The sequence below is a fragment of the Sedimentisphaera salicampi genome, assembly GCF_002117005.1.
In the GTDB taxonomy this organism is placed as follows: domain Bacteria; phylum Planctomycetota; class Phycisphaerae; order Sedimentisphaerales; family Sedimentisphaeraceae; genus Sedimentisphaera; species Sedimentisphaera salicampi.
The window spans coordinates 874,172-893,793 of sequence record NZ_CP021023.1 but is presented as its reverse complement, the minus strand read 5'-3'; the positions used below and the strand labels follow the sequence as shown (position 1 = coordinate 893,793).

General features: G+C 44.2%; 13 protein-coding genes. All 13 read left to right on the top strand.

Annotated features, from left to right (window positions below):
* The 13 genes from STSP1_RS03285 to STSP1_RS03220 all read left to right on the top strand — a co-directional run bounded on the left by STSP1_RS03285 (position 1) and on the right by STSP1_RS03220 (position 19,563).
* Positions 1-2,049 carry a LamG-like jellyroll fold domain-containing protein gene (locus STSP1_RS03285; protein WP_085754981.1) on the top strand — a complete coding sequence of 683 codons (2,049 nt, stop codon included), beginning with the start codon at positions 1-3 and terminating at the stop codon, positions 2,047-2,049.
* A gap of 200 nt (positions 2,050-2,249) precedes the next feature.
* Positions 2,250-6,560 carry a glycosyl hydrolase gene (locus STSP1_RS03280; RefSeq protein ID WP_085754980.1) on the top strand — a complete coding sequence of 1,437 codons (4,311 nt, stop codon included), beginning with the start codon at positions 2,250-2,252 and terminating at the stop codon, positions 6,558-6,560.
* 202 nt (positions 6,561-6,762) lie between these two features.
* A complete protein-coding gene (locus tag STSP1_RS03275) occupies positions 6,763-8,877 on the top strand; it encodes a glycoside hydrolase domain-containing protein (RefSeq protein ID WP_123806966.1) in 2,115 nt (704 codons plus the stop codon).
* 156 nt (positions 8,878-9,033) lie between these two features.
* Positions 9,034-12,087, top strand: a complete 3,054-nt coding sequence (locus tag STSP1_RS03270) for a glycoside hydrolase family 2 TIM barrel-domain containing protein (RefSeq protein WP_123806965.1) — start codon at positions 9,034-9,036, stop codon at positions 12,085-12,087.
* 73 nt (positions 12,088-12,160) lie between these two features.
* Positions 12,161-12,568 carry a hypothetical protein gene (locus tag STSP1_RS03265; protein WP_085754977.1) on the top strand — a complete coding sequence of 136 codons (408 nt, stop codon included), beginning with the start codon at positions 12,161-12,163 and terminating at the stop codon, positions 12,566-12,568.
* A gap of 57 nt (positions 12,569-12,625) precedes the next feature.
* Positions 12,626-12,985 carry a transposase gene (locus tag STSP1_RS03260; RefSeq protein WP_085754976.1) on the top strand — a complete coding sequence of 120 codons (360 nt, stop codon included), beginning with the start codon at positions 12,626-12,628 and terminating at the stop codon, positions 12,983-12,985.
* The gene (locus STSP1_RS03255; RefSeq protein ID WP_161491588.1) at positions 12,963-13,856 is read left to right on the top strand and encodes an IS3 family transposase; all 894 of its coding nucleotides are present in this window, start codon (positions 12,963-12,965) and stop codon (positions 13,854-13,856) included. Before STSP1_RS03260 ends, STSP1_RS03255 begins: the two co-directional genes overlap by 23 nt.
* An 84-nt stretch (positions 13,857-13,940) precedes the next feature.
* The gene (locus tag STSP1_RS03250; protein ID WP_123806964.1) at positions 13,941-14,234 is read left to right on the top strand and encodes a hypothetical protein; all 294 of its coding nucleotides are present in this window, start codon (positions 13,941-13,943) and stop codon (positions 14,232-14,234) included.
* Positions 14,235-14,348: 114 nt separating this feature from the next.
* Positions 14,349-15,947, top strand: a complete 1,599-nt coding sequence (locus tag STSP1_RS03240) for a hypothetical protein (RefSeq protein ID WP_123806963.1) — start codon at positions 14,349-14,351, stop codon at positions 15,945-15,947.
* 86 nt (positions 15,948-16,033) lie between these two features.
* A complete protein-coding gene (locus tag STSP1_RS12445) occupies positions 16,034-16,180 on the top strand; it encodes a hypothetical protein (RefSeq protein ID WP_161491587.1) in 147 nt (48 codons plus the stop codon).
* 158 nt (positions 16,181-16,338) lie between these two features.
* Positions 16,339-16,857 carry a sigma-70 family RNA polymerase sigma factor gene (locus STSP1_RS03230; protein ID WP_085754971.1) on the top strand — a complete coding sequence of 173 codons (519 nt, stop codon included), beginning with the start codon at positions 16,339-16,341 and terminating at the stop codon, positions 16,855-16,857.
* Complete coding sequence (locus STSP1_RS03225; protein WP_161491586.1) at positions 16,854-18,557, top strand: FecR domain-containing protein; 1,704 nt, start codon at positions 16,854-16,856, stop codon at positions 18,555-18,557. The genes STSP1_RS03230 and STSP1_RS03225 overlap by 4 nt, the downstream gene beginning before the upstream one ends.
* A gap of 256 nt (positions 18,558-18,813) precedes the next feature.
* Entirely contained in the window at positions 18,814-19,563 is a 750-nt protein-coding gene (locus STSP1_RS03220) for a PEP-CTERM sorting domain-containing protein (RefSeq protein WP_085754969.1), read from the top strand.
* Positions 19,564-19,622: the final 59 nt, after the last annotated feature.

The window sequence follows — 19,622 nt, the reverse complement described above, 5'->3', positions numbered from 1 at the left end:
ATGAAAAGAATAAAATTATTTTCAATACTGATGCTGATAAGCTTTGTGTCAGTGCAGGCGGCAAATATTATTACCAATCCTGATTTCGATCTCGATGGAACAGGCAGTGAAAGTATGACGGCTCGAGGCATAGATGATGCTCTTGCATGGGAGGGTACCGGCTACACAAATGTTGTCGTGCCAACGGATCAAGGCGCGCCGATTCCCCCTAACGGGAAAGATATTTCAGGACGGATCAGTTATAACCACTGGACAGCTATTCTTTCCCAAGAAACAACTCATACTATACAGGCAGGTAAAGTATATGAACTTACCTTCAACTCATACCCGTTAACATGGACATGGGGTTTGTATGTTGAGCTGTTTGCAGTAGATGGTTCGGGAGCTGTTGGCGTGTATTCACAACTTGATAACAGCTCCGGAACATGGAAATCTCATCAAATATCATTTGATATAGCCGATAAGCCGGAGATTGCAGGTAAAGAGCTTGGAATTCGGCTTAGAAATGTGCAGGAAGGCGGCGGAGGCCGTGTGATGGTAACCAATTTCGTATTGGATCTCAGCAATAAGCCTTACGACCCTTCAGTAAGCCAAACTGCTCAAGCAAACAGTGTTGACGCAGATTTGAGCTGGCAGGCAGCACCGGATATCAATGATGAATATGCGGTAAACCCTGATATTGTTGATCAGTATGTTTTTATGACTACCGGTGGGGAAGACCCGAACCTTTATTATGTTGGCGCTGCCGGCGAAGACCCGGGCACTGAAGATCCTTCCTCAGAATATACCGTTTCAGGCCTCAATTATGATACTTCTTATCAGTGGGCAGTTGTGGAGGCTGTTGACGGATACGAGCAGAGCTTTACAGCAGGGTTAAGTGAGCTTGAAGACGTAGATGAAAATAAGATCATCGGGCCTGTGTGGAGCTTTGATTCGCTTTCAAGCGTTCCGGTTATCCTTAGCCAGCCGGCAGATGTTCTCAAAGATGCTGGAGAGGATGCTGAGCTTTCTGTTGAAGTAAGCAGCGTCTCTCCTGAACAGTATCTCTGGTATAAATCTGATGATAATTCAAACGAGACCCCCGAAGATGACGTGGAGGCAGGCAGCAGTTCAAGCATTCTCAGCTTAGCAGACATAGCTGCTGCCGATGAAGGATTCTACTATTGCGTTATCACCAATGACGGAGGCACAACCACTTCCAGTGTTGCCAAAGCGGCTGTAAAAAGGCAGATGGCCCACTGGACATTTGATCAGGCAGATTATTCCGGCGGCCAGTATCTTGATGTAAGCACCGATGATGATGTTTATCATCCCGCAGACCCCAACGGAACCCCTGCATTTAATGCTGGTATCGTTGGTGATTCAGTACTGATTGATGAGGTAAACAGCTGGGCACAAGCGGGCACATGGGATCCTTCCAAGTATTCAAATCAGCTTACTGTAAGCGCCTGGGTTAAATGGGATGGAGATACTTCATCGCATAAAGGCATTGTAAGCAAGCGAGACAGCTGGGACAGCGCTATGCGATGGAGTTTGATTATTAGAAATGAATTTCCGGGCGGAACTGTTCGTTTTTACAACTACAGCAACCTGAGCGCATGGACTGGCGAATCACTTCCGGTTGATGAGTGGACTTTGGTAACAGCAACTTTTGACGGCTCAGAAGGTAAAGTCTATTTCAACGGATTAGAGAAGGCTTCCGACAGCGGCAGCCTGTCCTCTGGCGCTGAAAGTATGATTATGCTTGGCGCTGTTGATAACCCTTCTGTAAACGAAGAATTTGACCCGCTCAGCGGCAGTGAACTGGATGATGTTCAGATTCTAAACTATGCAGCAGATAAATTCGCTGTAGCTGATATGTACTATGATGTTACAGGGGTGAAATCATGCATATTAGATTATGAATCCCAGCTCGATGTTGCAAATTCCAACACCGGCCTTGTGATAGGGCAGGAAGGCTTTGAGCCTGATTGCGTTATCGATATCTCTGATTTTACCGCTCTTGCCGGGAATTGGCTAAGCTGCGGGCTATACCCTGAGTGTCCATAATAAAACCTTTATCTGGAACCGGTAGTCCAATACGGGCTGATCGGTTCCAGATGATTTTTTTCTGTGTGCAAGGGGATCTTTTGCTCAACGCAAATGTGAAGCTTTTTCTGCATCAATCCGAAACTTTAATTCAGCCCAGGATTTATTCAGCAACTGCGTAAAAATCTAATTTATTCAGAAATAATTATAAGGAATGAGACGTGAAAAATTTACTGTCTTTAATAGCTGTCATTTTAATATTTTCTGCTGCCGGCAAAAGCTTTGGCGAAACCATAACTATAGATAATGATATTCAAACCTACACCTCGCTTGCTGATACTACAGTAAATATCACCGGCACCTCAGAGCTGCACCTTTCCGGCAGCTCGTCTGTATTAGATAACTGTCAGATAAATTTGAATTCTGCGGAAGCTTGGCTTTTCTTTTCATCTCTGAAGCCTTCTGAGGTCAATTCCTCAGTTTATCTCAGCCAAATTTATGTAAACGGCTCACAGTCTGCATTGGATTCAAATATTAGAATAGTACGTTACCATAACGGCGCTGTTGTAATTCCGCATGGCGAGGATTACGAGCCGCTTAAAGTGTACAGCGGGATTAACTTCACCGGCAGCTCACAAAGATTCGGTCTGCATACCTATTACAAAACTGAGCAGTTGGGCGCAATGAACGATTCGATCTGCTCTTTTACTTTGAAACGAGGCTATATGGCCACATTTGCCGAAAATAGCGACGGGACAGGAATCAGCAGAGTTTATATAGCAGATGATAAGAAATTGAAAATCGGCGTTATGCCCGCAGACCTTGACAAATCTGTTTCTTTTGTACGGGTGTTTCCATGGCACTGGACAACCAAAAAAGGCTGGGCAGGCGGAACTCCGAGTAATGTTTCAGGTTCGGCTTCTGAGGCTTTGAATTGTTCATGGCGGTATAACTGGGGCAATGGTGGAGAGACTACTCTGGATGTGGAATATGTTCCGATGAGGCACGGCCCAACATGGCCGAGCTACTCAGTAACTAACGCAAAGGAAAATGTAACCCACGTTCTCGGATTCAATGAACCTGACCGGCCGGATCAGGCTGATATGTCAGTATCAGAAGCGATTGACAGATGGCCGAATTTGCTGGAATCCGGGCTGCGTTTAGGTGCGCCTTCACCCAGCGACGGCGGCTTGAACTGGCTGTATGATTTTATTGATCAGGCCGATGCTTTGAACTATCGTGTGGATTTTGTACCAGTGCATTTTTATAAAAATAACTGGTCTGCCTCACAGATGTATAATTGGCTGAAAGCCGTGCACGAAAGAACAAAAAGACCTCTCTGGATTACTGAGTGGAACAACGGCTGCAACTGGACAACTCCTCATCCCTCCTATCAGCAAAATGGCGATAAGATTGCAGAGCTGCTTTCAATGCTTTCTACTGCTTCTTTTGTGGAAAGATATTCCATCTATCAGTGGTGCACAAATCGCGAGATGTTTTATGATGACGGCTGGCTTACCCCTGCGGGCAATGCTTACAAAGACCATGTCAGCTTCCCTGCGATATCCTTAGACCAAAACAAGGAATGTATTGGATTTTACAAACTCGATGCACCTAATGGAACTTCGGCTGTTGATTTGTCCGGCAAGCAGATGGATGCCGGCTTGAAAAACGGCCTCTCATTCGATAATGATTCTGTTCAGGGAATGCGGGGATATGCTCTGAGTTTAGATGGTGATGAGTATATCGAATTACCGGAAGGCTATGATGAATTCGACAATGGCTTTTCTGCTTCGTTCTGGGTATATCCAACAGCGGTGAAATCGTATGCGAGATTCTTTGATCTCGGCAATGGGCCAAATGGAGATAATATAGTAGCCGCAAGATATAGTGATACTGATGATTTATATTTTCAGGTATATAATAATGCCACCGGCGGGAGTATGGTTCGGGCTTCAAATGCGATCGAACTGAATAAATGGCAATTCTTTTCTGTTACAGTTGACAGCATTGGTAATGTGAAGATTTATAAAGATTCACAGCTTATCAAAACAGGCACTGCCACACCGCCTAGGAGTGTCCTTAGAAGCTCAAATTTTATAGGCCGCAGCAACTGGTCTTCCGATGGATACTATGAGGGCAGGATAGATGATATCCGTTTGTTTGATTATGCTCTCACTGGAAACGAAATAGATACATTGTTTAATATAAGTATGACTTCAGAGCCTTATGACGGAACTCCTGCTGATATCCCCGGCCAAATCTCAGCCGAACGTTTTGATTTAGGAGGGCAGGGCATTGCTTATCACGATTCTACAATAGGAAACGAGCAGGAAGCTTTCAGGTTGGGTGAAGATGTGGATATTCGTGGCGTTTTTGATTATTATAACAGCTTTGCGGTAACCGATATCGGGCCTGATGAGTGGCTAAATTATACAGTTAATATTCCCGATTCAGACAATTACTGTATGTACCTGCGGGCGAGTACAACTTTAAGCGAAACTCCAGTTGTAATTAAACATTTCACTTACCCTTCTTTTGATGCTGCAGGAGTGTATGACGAACAAAATGTTCAGACTAATCAAGTTGATTACAGTATGAGCTATTCGAGCAATTCCTCATGGACAACGGGTATCGGACAAACCCTTGGAGCAAGTCAGGTTATGACGTATGAAGAATTCAAGCCGTGGGTGGAAGAGAAATACTTGAGCGGTAATGGAGGGGTGCTCAATTTTGATAACAATGAGCTTAATAACTCAGAATCTTTCACCGCAGTTTTTGCAGGGGGGCAGAAACAATTTAGCGTTACTGCGACCGGCAGCTCGGGCGCAAGCAGCTTCGTCAATAATACAGCTTCCGGAGGCGGGAGAACGCCTGTCTCAGGCGATAAAAGACTCCAAGGAAATACCAGCAGGTATGAATTCGAATTCAGCGATTTTGTCGGGATGGAGCCGCAAGACCTTATCGCCGCAGGCATCACTATTCTCGGCAGAGACGGCAGCAGCGACGGCTGGTGGCGCGTTATCGCATATTACACCAACGGAGAAGATTCAGGAAGCACAAGCACCTCAAGATATATCGATATGACCAGCGGGAACACGACCTATGACAGTTTCTCAGGGATAGCTGCCCCTGATGGATACTGGATTACAAAATTGCGTGTACATTGCGATAACAGCTGGATCTGGAGCGCTGTGGATGATTTGGCTTTTGTTTTAGAAAATCAGGCACAAAGTTCTTCTGTTATGGCATTGAGCAGTTTAGAAGAACAAATGCTTGCCGAGTTTACAGTCAGCAGTACCGGTTCTTCTGATAATTTCAAGACTTTTGTGCTGAATGATGTAATTTTGCCTGCGGCTGGAAGTAAGGTTTTGCGGATGGAATTTCCGTTTGGCGGGCTTGATGTGAACTGGCTTAGGATTGAGAAAGAAGGGCATTGGGGACAAACTCCTCCAACGATTCCGGGAAGGATTCAGGCTGAAGAATACGACTTCGGCGGTGCCGGCAAAGCGTATTACGACACTTCTTCTGATAACGGCATCGGCGATTTCAGGTATTATGAAAATGTTGATGTTGCTGATATTGGTGAGTCTGGAAGTGAGTATGCAGTAGGCGGCATTGAGGCAGGTGAATGGCTGAGTTATACAGTGAACAGTATTGAAGGGACTGCAGATGTATATGCCAAAGCTGCTTCCGTTCAGTCAGGAGGGCAGATTCTTGTTCGTATTGATGATGAGCTTTCGGCCGTGATTGATGTTCCCAATACAGGCGGATTAACAAACTGGCAAATCATACCCGCACTTTGTGAACCATTGCCGGAGAAGCAGAATGCTTCAGTTGAGCTTGAATTTGCAGGGGAGGGCTTCCAGCTGGATTGGTTGCAGTTTGCAAAGCAGGTTCCCTATCCGGAAAATGTTCCGCACTCAATTCCCGGCCAGATAGAATTTGAAAATTTTGATACCGGCGGCCAGGAAATAAGCTTTTTTGATACAACTCCTACAAACACTTATGGCGGGTATCGGCCCGATGAAGCCGTGGAGATTGCTGCTGTAAATGAAGGATTTGCTGTGTATACAGAAGCCGGCGAATGGCTTGAATACACTGTTGATTTAGCAGGCGGAAACTATGACCTTTCAATTCTTTCCGCAGGGCCTTATTCCGGTCAGCAGCTAACATTATCTCTTGATGGAAATCATATTGTTTCTGCAGATTTGAATACAACAGGAAGCTGGTCAGACTGGCAGACAACCGTGATCCCTGATTTAGTCCTGCCGGACGGCCAGGGACAGGTTTTGCGGATGGAATTGGATAGTTCAAGCGTTTTTCTCGATAATATGAGCTTTATCAGGCATTATAATCCTGCAGATATTGACCAGAGCACTAAGGTCGATTTAGAAGATTTTTCAATATTATCTGATCAATGGCTTGTCGCCCCGGCCGAGCCGTCCGCTGATATTGCAGAGCCTCCGAACAATCAGGTAGGAATAGATGATTTGCTGATTCTTCTTGAAAACTGGCTTGTAGAGGAATAAGGCTTCACAAATTCAAATAATATTTTGAGGTTAAGAAGATTAAATCAATTGCACAGTTTTGCTTAAGGGTATAATAACCGGTGTAACGTCTTTTGCGATGAACCGGCCGACTGACTGAAATTGATGACACAGAAACTATATTAAAACAAAGAGTCCAATATTGAGAAAGCAGATTACGGAAAAAGCGTTGAAGCTACTTTCAGTGTTAATTGTTATTTTTTTCGCAGCCAGCCTTCAAGCACGAGTCATCGATTATGTTGATGTGTTTGTTGGTACAGAAGGCGACCACGGCCAGCTTTACCCGGGTGCGGCTGTGCCCTTCGGTCTTGTGAAGTTAAGTCCGGATACATCCGAAGCCGGACACGCCGGCTACGATTACTCCTGCAAAAAAGTAAAAGGGTTTTCTCATACGAGGCTCGGAGGGGTAGGCTGCTCTGGTGCAGGGGGAAGCGTAAGAATTAAACCGTCTTTAGGAAAGAAAGCAATTGACACTATTGATAAATCCACTGAAAAAGCAGCCCCGGGCTTTTACAGCATGGCTTTTGAAAATGGAATTAAAGCTGATTTGACGGTTTCATATCGAGTAGGATTTCATCGATATACATTTCCTGCCTCCAAGCAGGATATCTGCATACAAATAGATCCTTCTCAAAGTTATGCAGGAAGCATTGAATCACGCTGGGATAAGATTGCCCCTGATACTATAGCAGGCTTCTCCAAAGGAAAAAATGTTTGCGGGCACGGCTTCTACAAGCTTTATTTTGCAGTTAAGTTTGACCAGAGCTTTGAGAAAATTGAGCGCAGCGGAGAATCTCTCTGGTGTATATTCGCTCCCGCCTCGAAAAATAAGGACGCAGTTATTAAGGCTAAAGTTGGCATTTCTCCGGTGAGCATTGACAAAGCTGTGATGGAATGCAGCAGCGACCTTCCCGGTTGGAATTTTGAAGCAGCAAGGGAAAATGCCGAACAGATATGGGAAGAAAAACTTAGTAAAATTGAAATTTCTGATGTTAGCGGAGAGCTGGAAGAGTTTCGTGATTTGTTTTATACTTGCCTCTACCGCTCTTATCTGCTGCCTCATAATGTTACCAGCAGCGACGGTTTTTACAGGCCGGCTGGCAAAGAAGAAACTCTCCGCAATAAAGTTAATCAAGATGTTAGTTTTGAGTATTATTCCGGCTGGAGCAGTTGGGATGATTATCGAAAGTATAGTCTTATATCACTGCTTGAACCTGATATTGCAAGAGATATAGCCCTTTCAGCTTTAGAAATGTTTACAGGCGGCGGCATACCCGCCTGGGCAGACGGATACTGGCCTTCCCCTTCGGTTAGAAATGAGTTTATGAATACTATAATACTCGATGCGTTTCAGAAAGAGCTCGTAGAGGATAAACTGAAAAAAGCGTATGCGGGAATCGTATCCTCTATAGATGGTAATGAGCAGGTTGAAAAACCTTATCAGTATTACATTGCTATGAGAATTGCAGAAATCCTTGGAGAAAAAGACGACGCTGAAATGTTCAGAGACAAGGCACTTTCTTACAAGAAATATTGGGCAGAGTCCCAAGTAGATGGGGAAGGTAATCTCAGAGGTTTTTTCACACCTGAGGGCAGGAGCGTTCCTAAGGAATCTGTGAATAAAGTGGACGCTCATTTCTATGAAGGCAGCCTATGGCATTATCGTTTTTTCATACCGCACGATATTCAAGGCCTTGCCTCTTTGAGAGGCAGCCGCGAAGAGCTGGCGGATGATTTGGAATACTATTTCAATACTTGGCAGCATATGGCTTTGAATGAGCCTCCTTTAGCTTATCCTTTTTTGTTTAACTATCTAGGCCGACCATACCAGACTCAGTATTGGTCCAGACTTTACATTACTGATACCGTTATGAGCCGCTATCACAATCACGGCAAATTCGGTCGTCCTGTTATCAGAAAGGTGTATGAGAAAAAGCCTGCCGGTTGGCTTAAAACAATGGATGATGATACTGGTGCTATGTCGAGCCATTTTGTTTTATCCGCTCTGGGGCTTTATCCTGTGTGTATGGGAGAGCCTTATTATGTTATCGGTTCGCCGCTTTTCCCCAAAATGATTTTGCATTTGAAAAAAGGGGATTTAGTAATTAAGGCTGAGAATGCCTCATTGTCTAATAAATATATACAGTCGATAAGCTGGAATGGAAAAAAGCTTTCCAAAACTTGGCTAAGCTATCCGCAGATAAAAGATGGCGGAAACCTTGATATGGTAATGTCAGATATTCCCAATATGGAATGGGGCAGTGATAATTCAGCAGCCCCTCCATCTCTTTCGGAATAATGGTCTCTGCCTGAAGAAGACTTTTGTATAATCGTTATTTATAAGTGAAAGGTATAGAAATTGACTAACCAAGGCATATTGCGCAGCAAAATTTTATTTATCTCGGCATTTCTTACAGCTATTAATGTTTGTTTTTCGGCTCAGACTGAAACATTAATGCTTTCCGGCAGCGGATATCAGGATCAGGAGCAATGGCAATTTTACTGCACAAAAGGTAGGCAGAGCGGCTATTGGACAACTATTCCAGTGCCTTCAAACTGGGAGTTTCACGGTTTCGGCCGCTACAACTATGGCCACGACGGAAACAAGTCTGATGAGAAGGGCAGATACCGCAAAGAATTTCAAATCCCCTCACAATGGCAGGATAAACGCATTAGTATTGTTTTTGAAGGCGTTATGACAGATACAGAGGTGTTTATCAACGGCACTTCAGCAGGCCCTAAGCATCAAGGGGGTTTTTATGAATTTGAATATGATATAACAGATCACCTGAACATAGGCAGCAATAACCTGCTGGAGGTAACGGTAAGCAAAGTTTCGGAAAATGAGTCGGTAGAAAAAGCGGAACGAAAAGCCGATTTCTGGATTTTCGGCGGTATTTACCGGCCGGTTTATCTGAAAGCTGAGCCTCGTGAATCAATCAGCTGGATGGCTGTTGATGCTGAGGCAGACGGCAGCTTTACTGCAAAGGTTTACACAAACGGTGTTGAGAGAAGCGATTTGATTAAGGCGAAAATCTTTGATCAGTCAGGCGAAATGCTTGGAAAGCCTTTTATGCAAAGCATTAAAAAATCGGAAGATTGCAGCACTCTCAAAACTCGGGTAAATGGCCATAAAACTTGGACTGCCGAAAGCCCTGATTTATATACTCTGCAAGTTGAGCTTTGCAGAGATGATAAAACCGTTCATAAAGCGGAAGAGGTGTTTGGATTCAGAACTTTCGAAGTGCGGGAGAAAGGTTTTTATCTCAATGGAACTCGAATCCGCTTCAAAGGCGTAAACAGGCACAGCTTCTGGCCGGATTCAGGCCGCTGCGTCAATAGGCAGATAGACTATAAAGATGCGAAGCTGATTAAAGAAATGAATATGAATGCTGTTCGCCTTTCGCATTACCCTCCGAATAAAAGTTTTCTGCAGGCCTGCGATGAATTGGGGCTGTATGTTATCGATGAGCTAACCGGATGGCACGATGCCTATGATACCAGCGTTGGCAAGAAGCTTGTTGCTGAAATGGTGCAGAGAGATGTTAATCATCCGAGCATTATGCTTTGGGCTAATGGTAATGAGGGAGGCCATAACTTTGATTTGGTTTCAGAGTATTCCGTTTACGACCCGCAGGATAGGACAGTGATTCATCCTACGCCCTCATGGAATTCTCCTTCGGTATTTAACGGCGTTGATACTGCCCATTACTGCCAGTACGATGATTTCATCAAAAGGCTTACCGAGCGAAACAACATATTTATGCCTACAGAATATCTGCACGGACTTTACGATGGAGGCCACGGCGCAGGGCTGGAGGATTACTGGAAGGCAATGCTTAAATCTCCGGTTGGGGCCGGAGGGTTTTTATGGGCTCTTGCGGACGAAGGAATTGTGCGTACGGATAAAAACGGCCGGATAGATACAGACGGGAATCATGCCCCTGACGGGATTGTCGGGCCTTACCGCGAAAAAGAAGGAAGCTTTTATACCATAAAAGAAATATTCTGTCCTGTAGATGTCTCTATGGACCAGAGCAATGATTTCGACGGCACTGTTGAGCTCCGCAATATGTATCATTTTACAAATCTCAATAAGATTGATTTTACTTGGCAGCTCGCAGATTTTTCCATCGCAGGCAATCGCGAAAAGATCATCAAAGACCAAGGAACTCAGAAAGGACCTGATATAAATCCGCGCAGCACCGGCAAAATTTTGCTTGATTTGCCTGAAAACTGGCGCAGGCGAGATGTGTTATATCTTAAAGCTTATGATTTCTCCGGCCGTCATTTATGGACGTGGAGTCTTCCGCTGAAAAATCGAAAAGAAATGCTGCCTCAGATGCCTTTAGACAAGCTTGATAAGCCCGAGGTATCAGAAGAGGGCAGTTATATTGTTGTGAAAACAGCAGACCATACGTTCAGATTTAATAAAAATAACGGTTTGTTAAACAGAGCAGAGTACAAAGGGGATGTAGTGGGCATTTCCAATGGGCCTGAAGTAGTCCATTCTCAGCAGAAACATCGCATTGAAAAGCTGAAGAAAGGCGCACGCATATACACAGACCGCGATTATACAGTAACAGACTATCCAGCCGCCTTAAAGGGAGCTTCTCTTGTCGCCGCAGGCAATGATGATAAGCAGAAGAAGGATTTAAGGCTGAAAATAAATCTGCCAAAACCAGCTGCTTTATATGTGGCATACGACTCACGCCAGAAAAATATCCCCCAATGGCTCAAGAGCTGGAAGAAGACTGAGTATTCGATTTCTACTACAGATGTAGAGTTTGAGCTGTATTCCAAATTTGTTTCAGGCAGAGAAATTGTATTAAGAGAAAATAATGCAGACTCAATGTATTTTGTATTGTCTCGTGCTGAAGTGATTCCCGGCAGAATGCTCTCTCCAGAGTCTCAGGTAAGCTCTGGTTATAAGGAAGGTGTTTTCCGAATTAACTCATCATCAAAAGAAGGGGATAAACAGTTTACATGGTATGTGCATCCTGATGGAAAGCTGCGTTTGGATTACTCATATTCGCTCAAAGGCCAGTATGAATACTTCGGCATCTCTTTCGACTGTCTGCCCGAATCTGCTGAAAAGATGCGTTGGTTTGGGCAGGGGCCAAGGCGGGTTTGGAAGAATCGGTTAAAGGGCGGTTGGCTCGATATCTGGGAGAGACAATACAATAACGGCATACCGGGTGAGGTGTGGAACTATCCCGTCTTTGCTGGATATTATGCAGACTGGTACTGGCTGGAGTTAAACTCAGAAAGCCGGTCTGTTATGATTCATAATACCACCGATAACCTCTATTTCAAAGTTGGTGAGATTAGAAACGGAAGCGAACCAAGGAACACGAAGGTTAAAACACCTGAAGGTTTTCTCTGCTTTATGCATGCAATCAACCCTATAGGTACGAAATTTAGAAAACCAGAAAATTTAGGGCCTATGAGCAGCATGAACTCAGCAGACGGCAGCTATTCAGGGGCATTGATTTTCGATTTTAAATAAGTTTTTTTACTGCTCACAATGTCATTTTTAAGCTTGATTTTTAATTCTAAGGAACAAAAGAAAGGGCAAACGGATGAAGGCATATTTTCTCGTCTTAAGTACTTTGCTGTTTGCGGGCAATTTTGCATTCTCAGATGTGTTGTTTTGTGGGTTAAAATCAAAAGCGGCCGTATGGGTGGAAGCTGAGGATGCTGAAGATATAAATACCCAAAAGGGCATTGCAATAGACACGCGCAAAGCCCAACAATCCAGCGCCGGTATTGTGCTGGGGGTGCGAGGCAGCCAGTCGCCGCCGGTGCAGTGGGAGTTCAGTATAACTTCACCGGTCAACAATCCGGTTTTCTGCCTGCGTTATGCTTGCCCTTCAGGTGTACCGTTTGAGTTTAAGCTCAACGACACTTCGCTGGGGCAAATTATTCTGCCGGGTTCCGACGGCTGGGGATATCAGAATGACCAGTGGCGATGGGCAGTCGTTGTCTAGTCCTGAGTATAGTTGACAGATATCAGAATAGATGTTAATTAAATTTCGGGAATATTTATGAAAAACAAAAGACCTACAAACACTCGTTATAGTGAAGCATTTAAGTTGCAAGTGGTAAATGAGCTTGAATCTGGTAAACTCTCATGTATAAATGAAGCCAATATTCGTTATGGAATAGCAGGAAGCCACACCGTTAAGCGTTGGCTTAAGAAATACGGCCGAAACCATTTAATACCAAAGAGGATACGCGTGGAAAGACCAGATGAACATGACCGGTTAAAGCAATTAAAAGCAGAGAACAAAGAGCTGAAAGAAGCTCTCGCAGATGCTTATTTAGAAAAGCTTGTAAGTGATTCTCGATTTGAAGTTACTTGTGAGCAGTTTGGCTTGGACAGTGAAGAAGTCAAAAAAAACTAGATACGAAACGGCACACAAGGCTTACAAAAGGGCTTCAGAAAAGGAAGAAAAAGTAACCATAACTGAAATATGCTGCGCATCAGGCATAAGCCGCCAGTATTTTTATAAGGCTCGTAAAGTGCGTCAAAAGCAGCTTATTGATGAGGCTTTTATAATGGATTTGGTAAACCAGGAGCGTTCCTTGCAGCCTCAATTAGGCTGCAGAAAGCTCTTGTCGCTGATATCTGAGGACTTATCAGAAGCGGGGGTTAGTATAGGTCGAGATCGGTTTTTCGATTTGATGGGCAAGTTTAATAAGCTGATCAAGCCTAAAAGACGCAGCGCCTCAACGACTAACAGCCGGCACAGGTTTCGGGTCTATAGTAATAAGCTTAAAGATATGAATCTGCAAGGACCAAATGAGGCAATTGTAAGTGATATAACTTATATACGCACCGATCAGGGTTTTGTCTATCTTGCTCTGGTAATGGATGCCTTCAGCCGCAAGGTCATAGGTTATGATTGTAGTGATAGTCTTGAGGCCGAGGGTTGTTTAAGAGCCTTGAACCGAGCATTGAAGCAGATCCCCACCTCAGCAAAGGCGGTTCATCATTCCGATCGAGGCTGCCAGTACTGCTGCAATGCTTATATTGATATGCTCCAAGAAGCTGGTATTGGTATCAGCATGACAGAAGATAAACATTGTTATGAAAATGCTAAGGCAGAGCGGCTTAACGGAATAATGAAACATGAATATGGTTTGTGCAATACCTTTGCGAAAAAGGAACATGCCTATGAGGCAGTAAAACAAGCGGTGTTGCTTTATAATACCCGCCGCCCGCATGCAGCATTAGGCTATCGAATACCAGAGGCGGTGCACTTGGCAGCGTGATATATTCCTCCGTTCCGGTCGCCCTTCGGGCTCCCTCCACTACGGAATATATCGTTAAATCGTAATAGAAAAGAGAAAAGAAAAGTGTCAACTTTAAACCAGGACTTGACAGTTCCGCTGCCTGATAAACTTGCCGAAGGTTCGTACAAGGTTTCGCTCCGGCCGCTCAATCCGTCGCACGTGAATCTGGACTGCTGGCTTGTGGCCGATCGGGGTTGTGTGCCCTTGGCCGAGGCAGTTTCCGTTTCGTTGCAGCCGACAAGCGAGCGTTCTGAGAGGGTCCGGTTATCCAAATGGAAGCAGCCTTCTGGGCAGCTCAGCGAACCGTTTACACTCGGCGTCGGTCAGATTGATCGCAGAGGATGGGGCGGTTATTAGCCGAATGAGCGAAAGTATTTTTATGAGCCGCTGCCTTCAATTTTTAACCGCACACTGCTGCTCGACGACGTTGACCAAAGACGCCGCGTGGAGTGGATATTTACCGGCCCGCGGATGGGATTTACCATCGTTCTGGAAGGCAATACCATCAAGTTTCACTGCAGCTATTATGATTCTTATGGGTTCAATATTCCCGCTTCGAAACCGAGCCGACATCCGGAATTACTTCATAACAAACACTCCTTTACGGTGGATTCCCAGCCCGCAGCGATTACCGTCAGCATTGACCACACCCTGACATTGAGACTTTTTCTCAACGGAGACCAAGTGCTTGATACCATGATGCTCGAGGACATCCGACGACATCAGATCCGCACTCAGGGACAGGGGCGGATCGAGGCACGAATGCTTTCGCCCAAACCCATCAACGCTTCGGTGAAGGTCTGCCCCGATCAGGAATACCAGAAGATGCTCGGATGGGGCGGCATCGCAATCCCCACAGCTTATAAGGAATTGAGTACAAAGGGCAAACGTCGTTTGTGGGAGTGGGTCAAAACTTACAATCTGTTGATTCAGCGGGAATATCCGATTGGCGGCGTTCTGAACGAAGCAATGGATAACTGGGACAAGATTGAATACGCCAAAGCTCACTATTACGGCGATAATTTTCCCAATGGCGAGATCAGCGATTTCGATTACAACAAACTGATTCAGGAACTGGGCGGTTTTGTGATGTTTGAATTTTGGGATTTTCCTGTTTGGGTTGGAGATGATGAAGACCGCTATGCCGAGGCTATGGTCGAATACTGTAAAATTGCTCAGGCTCGAACAGGTCGTCCGCCGCGCATTGTCGGTGTCCAGAACGAGGTGTATATGAGCGAAGACAGGGCAAATCGATTTGTGCCCGCCCTGCGTAAAGCGCTCAATGAGGCTGGTTTTTCAGATGTAAAAATTCATATGGCCAATGCAACCTCCATAAAAGACGGTCTCGACCGTGTCGAGCTGTCTGTCGATAATCCAAACGTCTGGTCTGCGATCGACTATGGGGCGGTTAATATGTATGATTACCAAAACCATTTTCGAAATCCGGACCGGTTCGATGCGATCATGAAACAATGGCATTCCAAAGTCAAAGACCGCCCCTTTATTTCAACGGAGCTGTCAATCAACGATAACCGCTACCAGGTGGACAGCTATCGTGTTGCGATGACCATGGGGCAGTTGTATCACAAAAATCTAACCATCACCGATGCGATCATGATCGGCTATTGCTGGACACTTCTGAATGTTGAACAGAACAGTTATGGGGCGACACGTTCTCTATTTGTCAGCACGCCCGAAGCAGGTTTTATGCCCAAGCCCTCAAGCAATCAGCTTCGCATCTTCGGCGCCTATTCACGCCGCATCAAAGAAGGCATGATTCGGGTGGACGCCGTAAGCGATCAGGACGATCTTTTGGTAACTGCTTTCAAAGACGACAACGATCTGGCAACACTGGTTGCCCTGAATCGTTCTGCAAAACCAATGAAATTAAACATTCACTGGCCAGGTATGCGTTGGACCGAAGTTGAATTCGCGTCTCCTTACGCCCCAAACCTGATTCGTCCGATGGCCGAGAAACAGCCTATCGTGGTCGCCCCTGGTGCGATTGTGACTGTGACAAATGTGCCCTTGAGCAAACTGCCAGAAGATTTTCAACAGCGGATTAGATAATTGAAGGAGAGATTCAACGCTGGGGCTCGGATAAATTCGCTGATGCTATCCGGCATGAGCCCGATTCGAAGGGTTTCAGTCCAGATATGCGTCAATTGCTGCATGTTGGCTATAAGATTGCTGCTGAAATGGGAGAAGAATATACTCTTGCGCTGGATCAATACGAAAACTGCATCTCCAGAAATGTTACGAACAACATATATAATCGCCATATTCTTCCGCTGTTTGGCTGATTTTAAGCGGTTAGTTTATCCTCGATTTTGTTCCTTCAGAGATGATTTTTTGCAGGATATTGATATCTTTTTAAATACTTTCCTGCAAAAAAAGATTTTTCTTACCAAACTGCTTAATCTGAATCATAAGGTAATGAAGGATTTATTATGAGGATGCTATGCAAAAAAAAGATGAATTTTTGAAGTTATTTTTAGATTGCAACAACAGACTGTATTGTTACATATTGACTTTTGTGCCAAACAAATCCGAGGCAGATGATGTTCTTCAGGATTCTGCATTACTAATGTGGGAAAAATTTGATAATTACGAAAAAGGTACAAATTTTTTCAGTTGGGCATGCACTGTCGCCCGTAATAAGGTTTTTGAGCATTATCGCAGCAAAAAACGTTTTTCTAATCTTATTGATAATGAACTTCTAGAAGATATTGGGAGTAATTTCGGATTTAGTTCTCAACAGGAAAATTTGAAACTCTCTGCTCTTAACGGATGCATAAGCAAACTCAGCGACAATGATAAGGGGTTGATAAAGGCCAGGTTTACTAAGGGAACAAGTTTAAAGAATTTTGCAAGAGATACAGAGCGTTCTATAAATACAGTATATAAACGTATGGCTTACATCTATACTATGCTCGAGAGCTGCATCGAAAGAACCTTAAAACAATGGGAGCAGGGATGAAAAAAGAAGACATATTTAAACTTTATAATAAAATTGTATCTTCCATCGAGGGCGATTTGAGCGATAGAGAAAGGGCGGAACTCCTTCAAACGGTCAGATCAGATTCAGATGCTGCTTATTATTATCTCCGTTTTATGGAAATTTATTCCATGATGAGCTCTCATGACGGCAGCCGAATTATCGAAAACTTAATAGAAACGGGCGAAGACTTGAGTTTTGCAGAGGAACTAAATATTGATGAAAATGCTGTTAACAGAATCTTAGAAGAGCAAAAAACAGCTCGGCCAATCAATAAAAACAAACACGAAAACGAAAATCATAGTTCGCTTAAAAGCAAAAGGGCGGAATCTGCCGTTGCTAACGAAAATAAACAGAAAAGGAATATTTCAAAAATCAATCTTTGCACAGCTATTGCCGGTGCAGCGGCAATGTTGTTTTTATTTATATACGCCAATTTCATCTACAAACCGCAGGTTGCCTTTGTTCAGGACAGTCTTGGTGCATATTCTTCTAAGGGGCATCTGAATCCGGATGAAGGGCTCAAAGCAGGTAACTATTCGCTTTCTGAGGGTGCATTAAAGATAAAATTCGAAAAGGGCACTGAGGCAATATTAGAAGCCCCGGCTATGTTTACTCTCGCAGACTCCAATAAAATAATCCTTGAATACGGCCGCCTTAATGCGAATGTACCGCCAGATGGTAAAGGATTTATCGTGAAAACAAAGAATGCCGTAATAAAAGACCTCAGCACTCAGTTTGGCGTAAATGTCGGTCATCTTGCCGGCTGTCAGGTTTATGTTCATAAAGGAAGGGTGGAGTTAGAATCCAATAAAGGCCAACGTGAACGGCAGCACGCAGAGCGGTTCAGTGAAATTTTAGGTCAGTATCAGGCCGTGGAATTTGATGATAATGAGAGTATAAATGAAATAGATTACCCTGAAACCGGTTATATTCGTTATTTTTCTTCCGAAGATAATTTTGTTTGGCGAGGAGAAGATTTTTCTCTTTCAGCGGCTGTATCAGACAAAAATGGGTTTGAGTATGAAAGCGGCAATAAGGCTGTGGACTTAGTTGATGGAGAAATTAAGCACCTTGAAGACTGCCATAATGGCTGGCGGTTGGCGCAGGATACATTCAAAAAGGTGGAGAGTAAATTTATAGATTCAGTTTTTGTGCCGTATAAAGACAAAAACGGGTGTAAAATAAGCACTTCCGGAGTAGCCTTTAAATCCTTTTCTAACAGTCAAAGCGCCTTCTGGGCACCTGTAAGCAGTCAGTCTATTGTTTGGAATACTTCTGATAATCAATTAGGAGTCGGGTTTGCAGAGGTTGAAACAGGATATGATGATCCGGTAATCTTTATGCACTCCAACTCAGGGATCACCTTTGACCTGCAGGCTTTGAGAAATCAGTACCCTTCGCTTCAGCCGTCTTTCTTTCAGACGATTTACCAGACTGCAATAAATCGCTCTGGGACAGGTGCATTCAGGTATTGGGTGCTTGTTGACGGCGAAGTTGTCTCAGACGGTTTCCAGCCCGGGACAAATGATTTCCTCAACAGGAAAATTTCAGTTCCATTAGATGAAAACTCCCGATTCTTAACTCTCGCAATTACAGACAAGGACGACGGAACTTCATACGATTGGGGGGTATTCGTTGACCCGGTGATCAAATTCGGTTTGAAGCCGCTCACTCAATAACTGGCTTTGCTGTTTTTGAGAATCCAATTTATTAAAAAGATATAAAATTCGTGTTTTTGCTTTTAATGGCGGCAAGGCATCTAAGCGCCCTCGCCCGGCAGCAATATCTCAGAAATGCTGAATATTGGCTATAATCAGGTAATAACACGTATTGTATTTTTAAAAAAAAGAAGTATCATACTATTTAGCTGCCCATTTTTAGGTTGCAGCCTGCAATTACTTGCTTATATAGTTTTTCGAAAAGAAGGTGTAAGAGATGGCAAGGCCTGTTTTAATTGTATTCTTGCTGCTTTGCTGTAATATTTTTGCAGCTTACCAGTATCTTGATTTTGTTGGCGTTGAATCAAGTGAATCTCTTAAGTGCGAAGTTCCTCCTGAAATATACGTAGGGGATTTTCAAACAGGAACGCACGTTTGGCGGGGAGATGGCCAGTATATAACGCCCGGCAGCTGTATCGAGTTTTTCCAAGGTGCAGGGCCTTACGGAGAAGGTGATCCGCAGGAGCTCGTAGTAGAAGAAGCTCTTAATCCGCTTGATTTTGACGGATACACCCAGCAGGTTATGAGAAGAGTTGGGTACGTATCAGACCAGCTTTACAAGGAAATATTTAATAAAAGCACCGAAATGCCCGATAACGGCCCGCAGGTTACTGAGAGGCAAGTTTACGGCTGCGCTATTCAGCTCCTTGTGTGGGAAATAAATTTTGAAACCAATCACGACAGTTACAGCCTTACCGAAGGCGATTTTACTGCATTTGCCTCTGATGACTATTACGGTGATTGGTCATCTGATATAACAGACTTGATTATTTCTGAGTTCGACCAACTGGCTGCCGAGGCAGTTAATACTCCCTCAGACTACTTCCCTCAAGGTACTGTTTACGTGCCTGTAAAAAGCGGCAAAGACTATCAGGACTTTATAACTGTAATCGTCCCTGAGCCCGCTACTTTGGCTCTACTAGGCATAGGCGGAATCTTAATGAGAAGAAGGAAGATCTCAGAATAGCTATAGGAGTGAAGAGCCCCAGCTGTATTTTACATAAGCGATAAACCTTTATTCTGTTT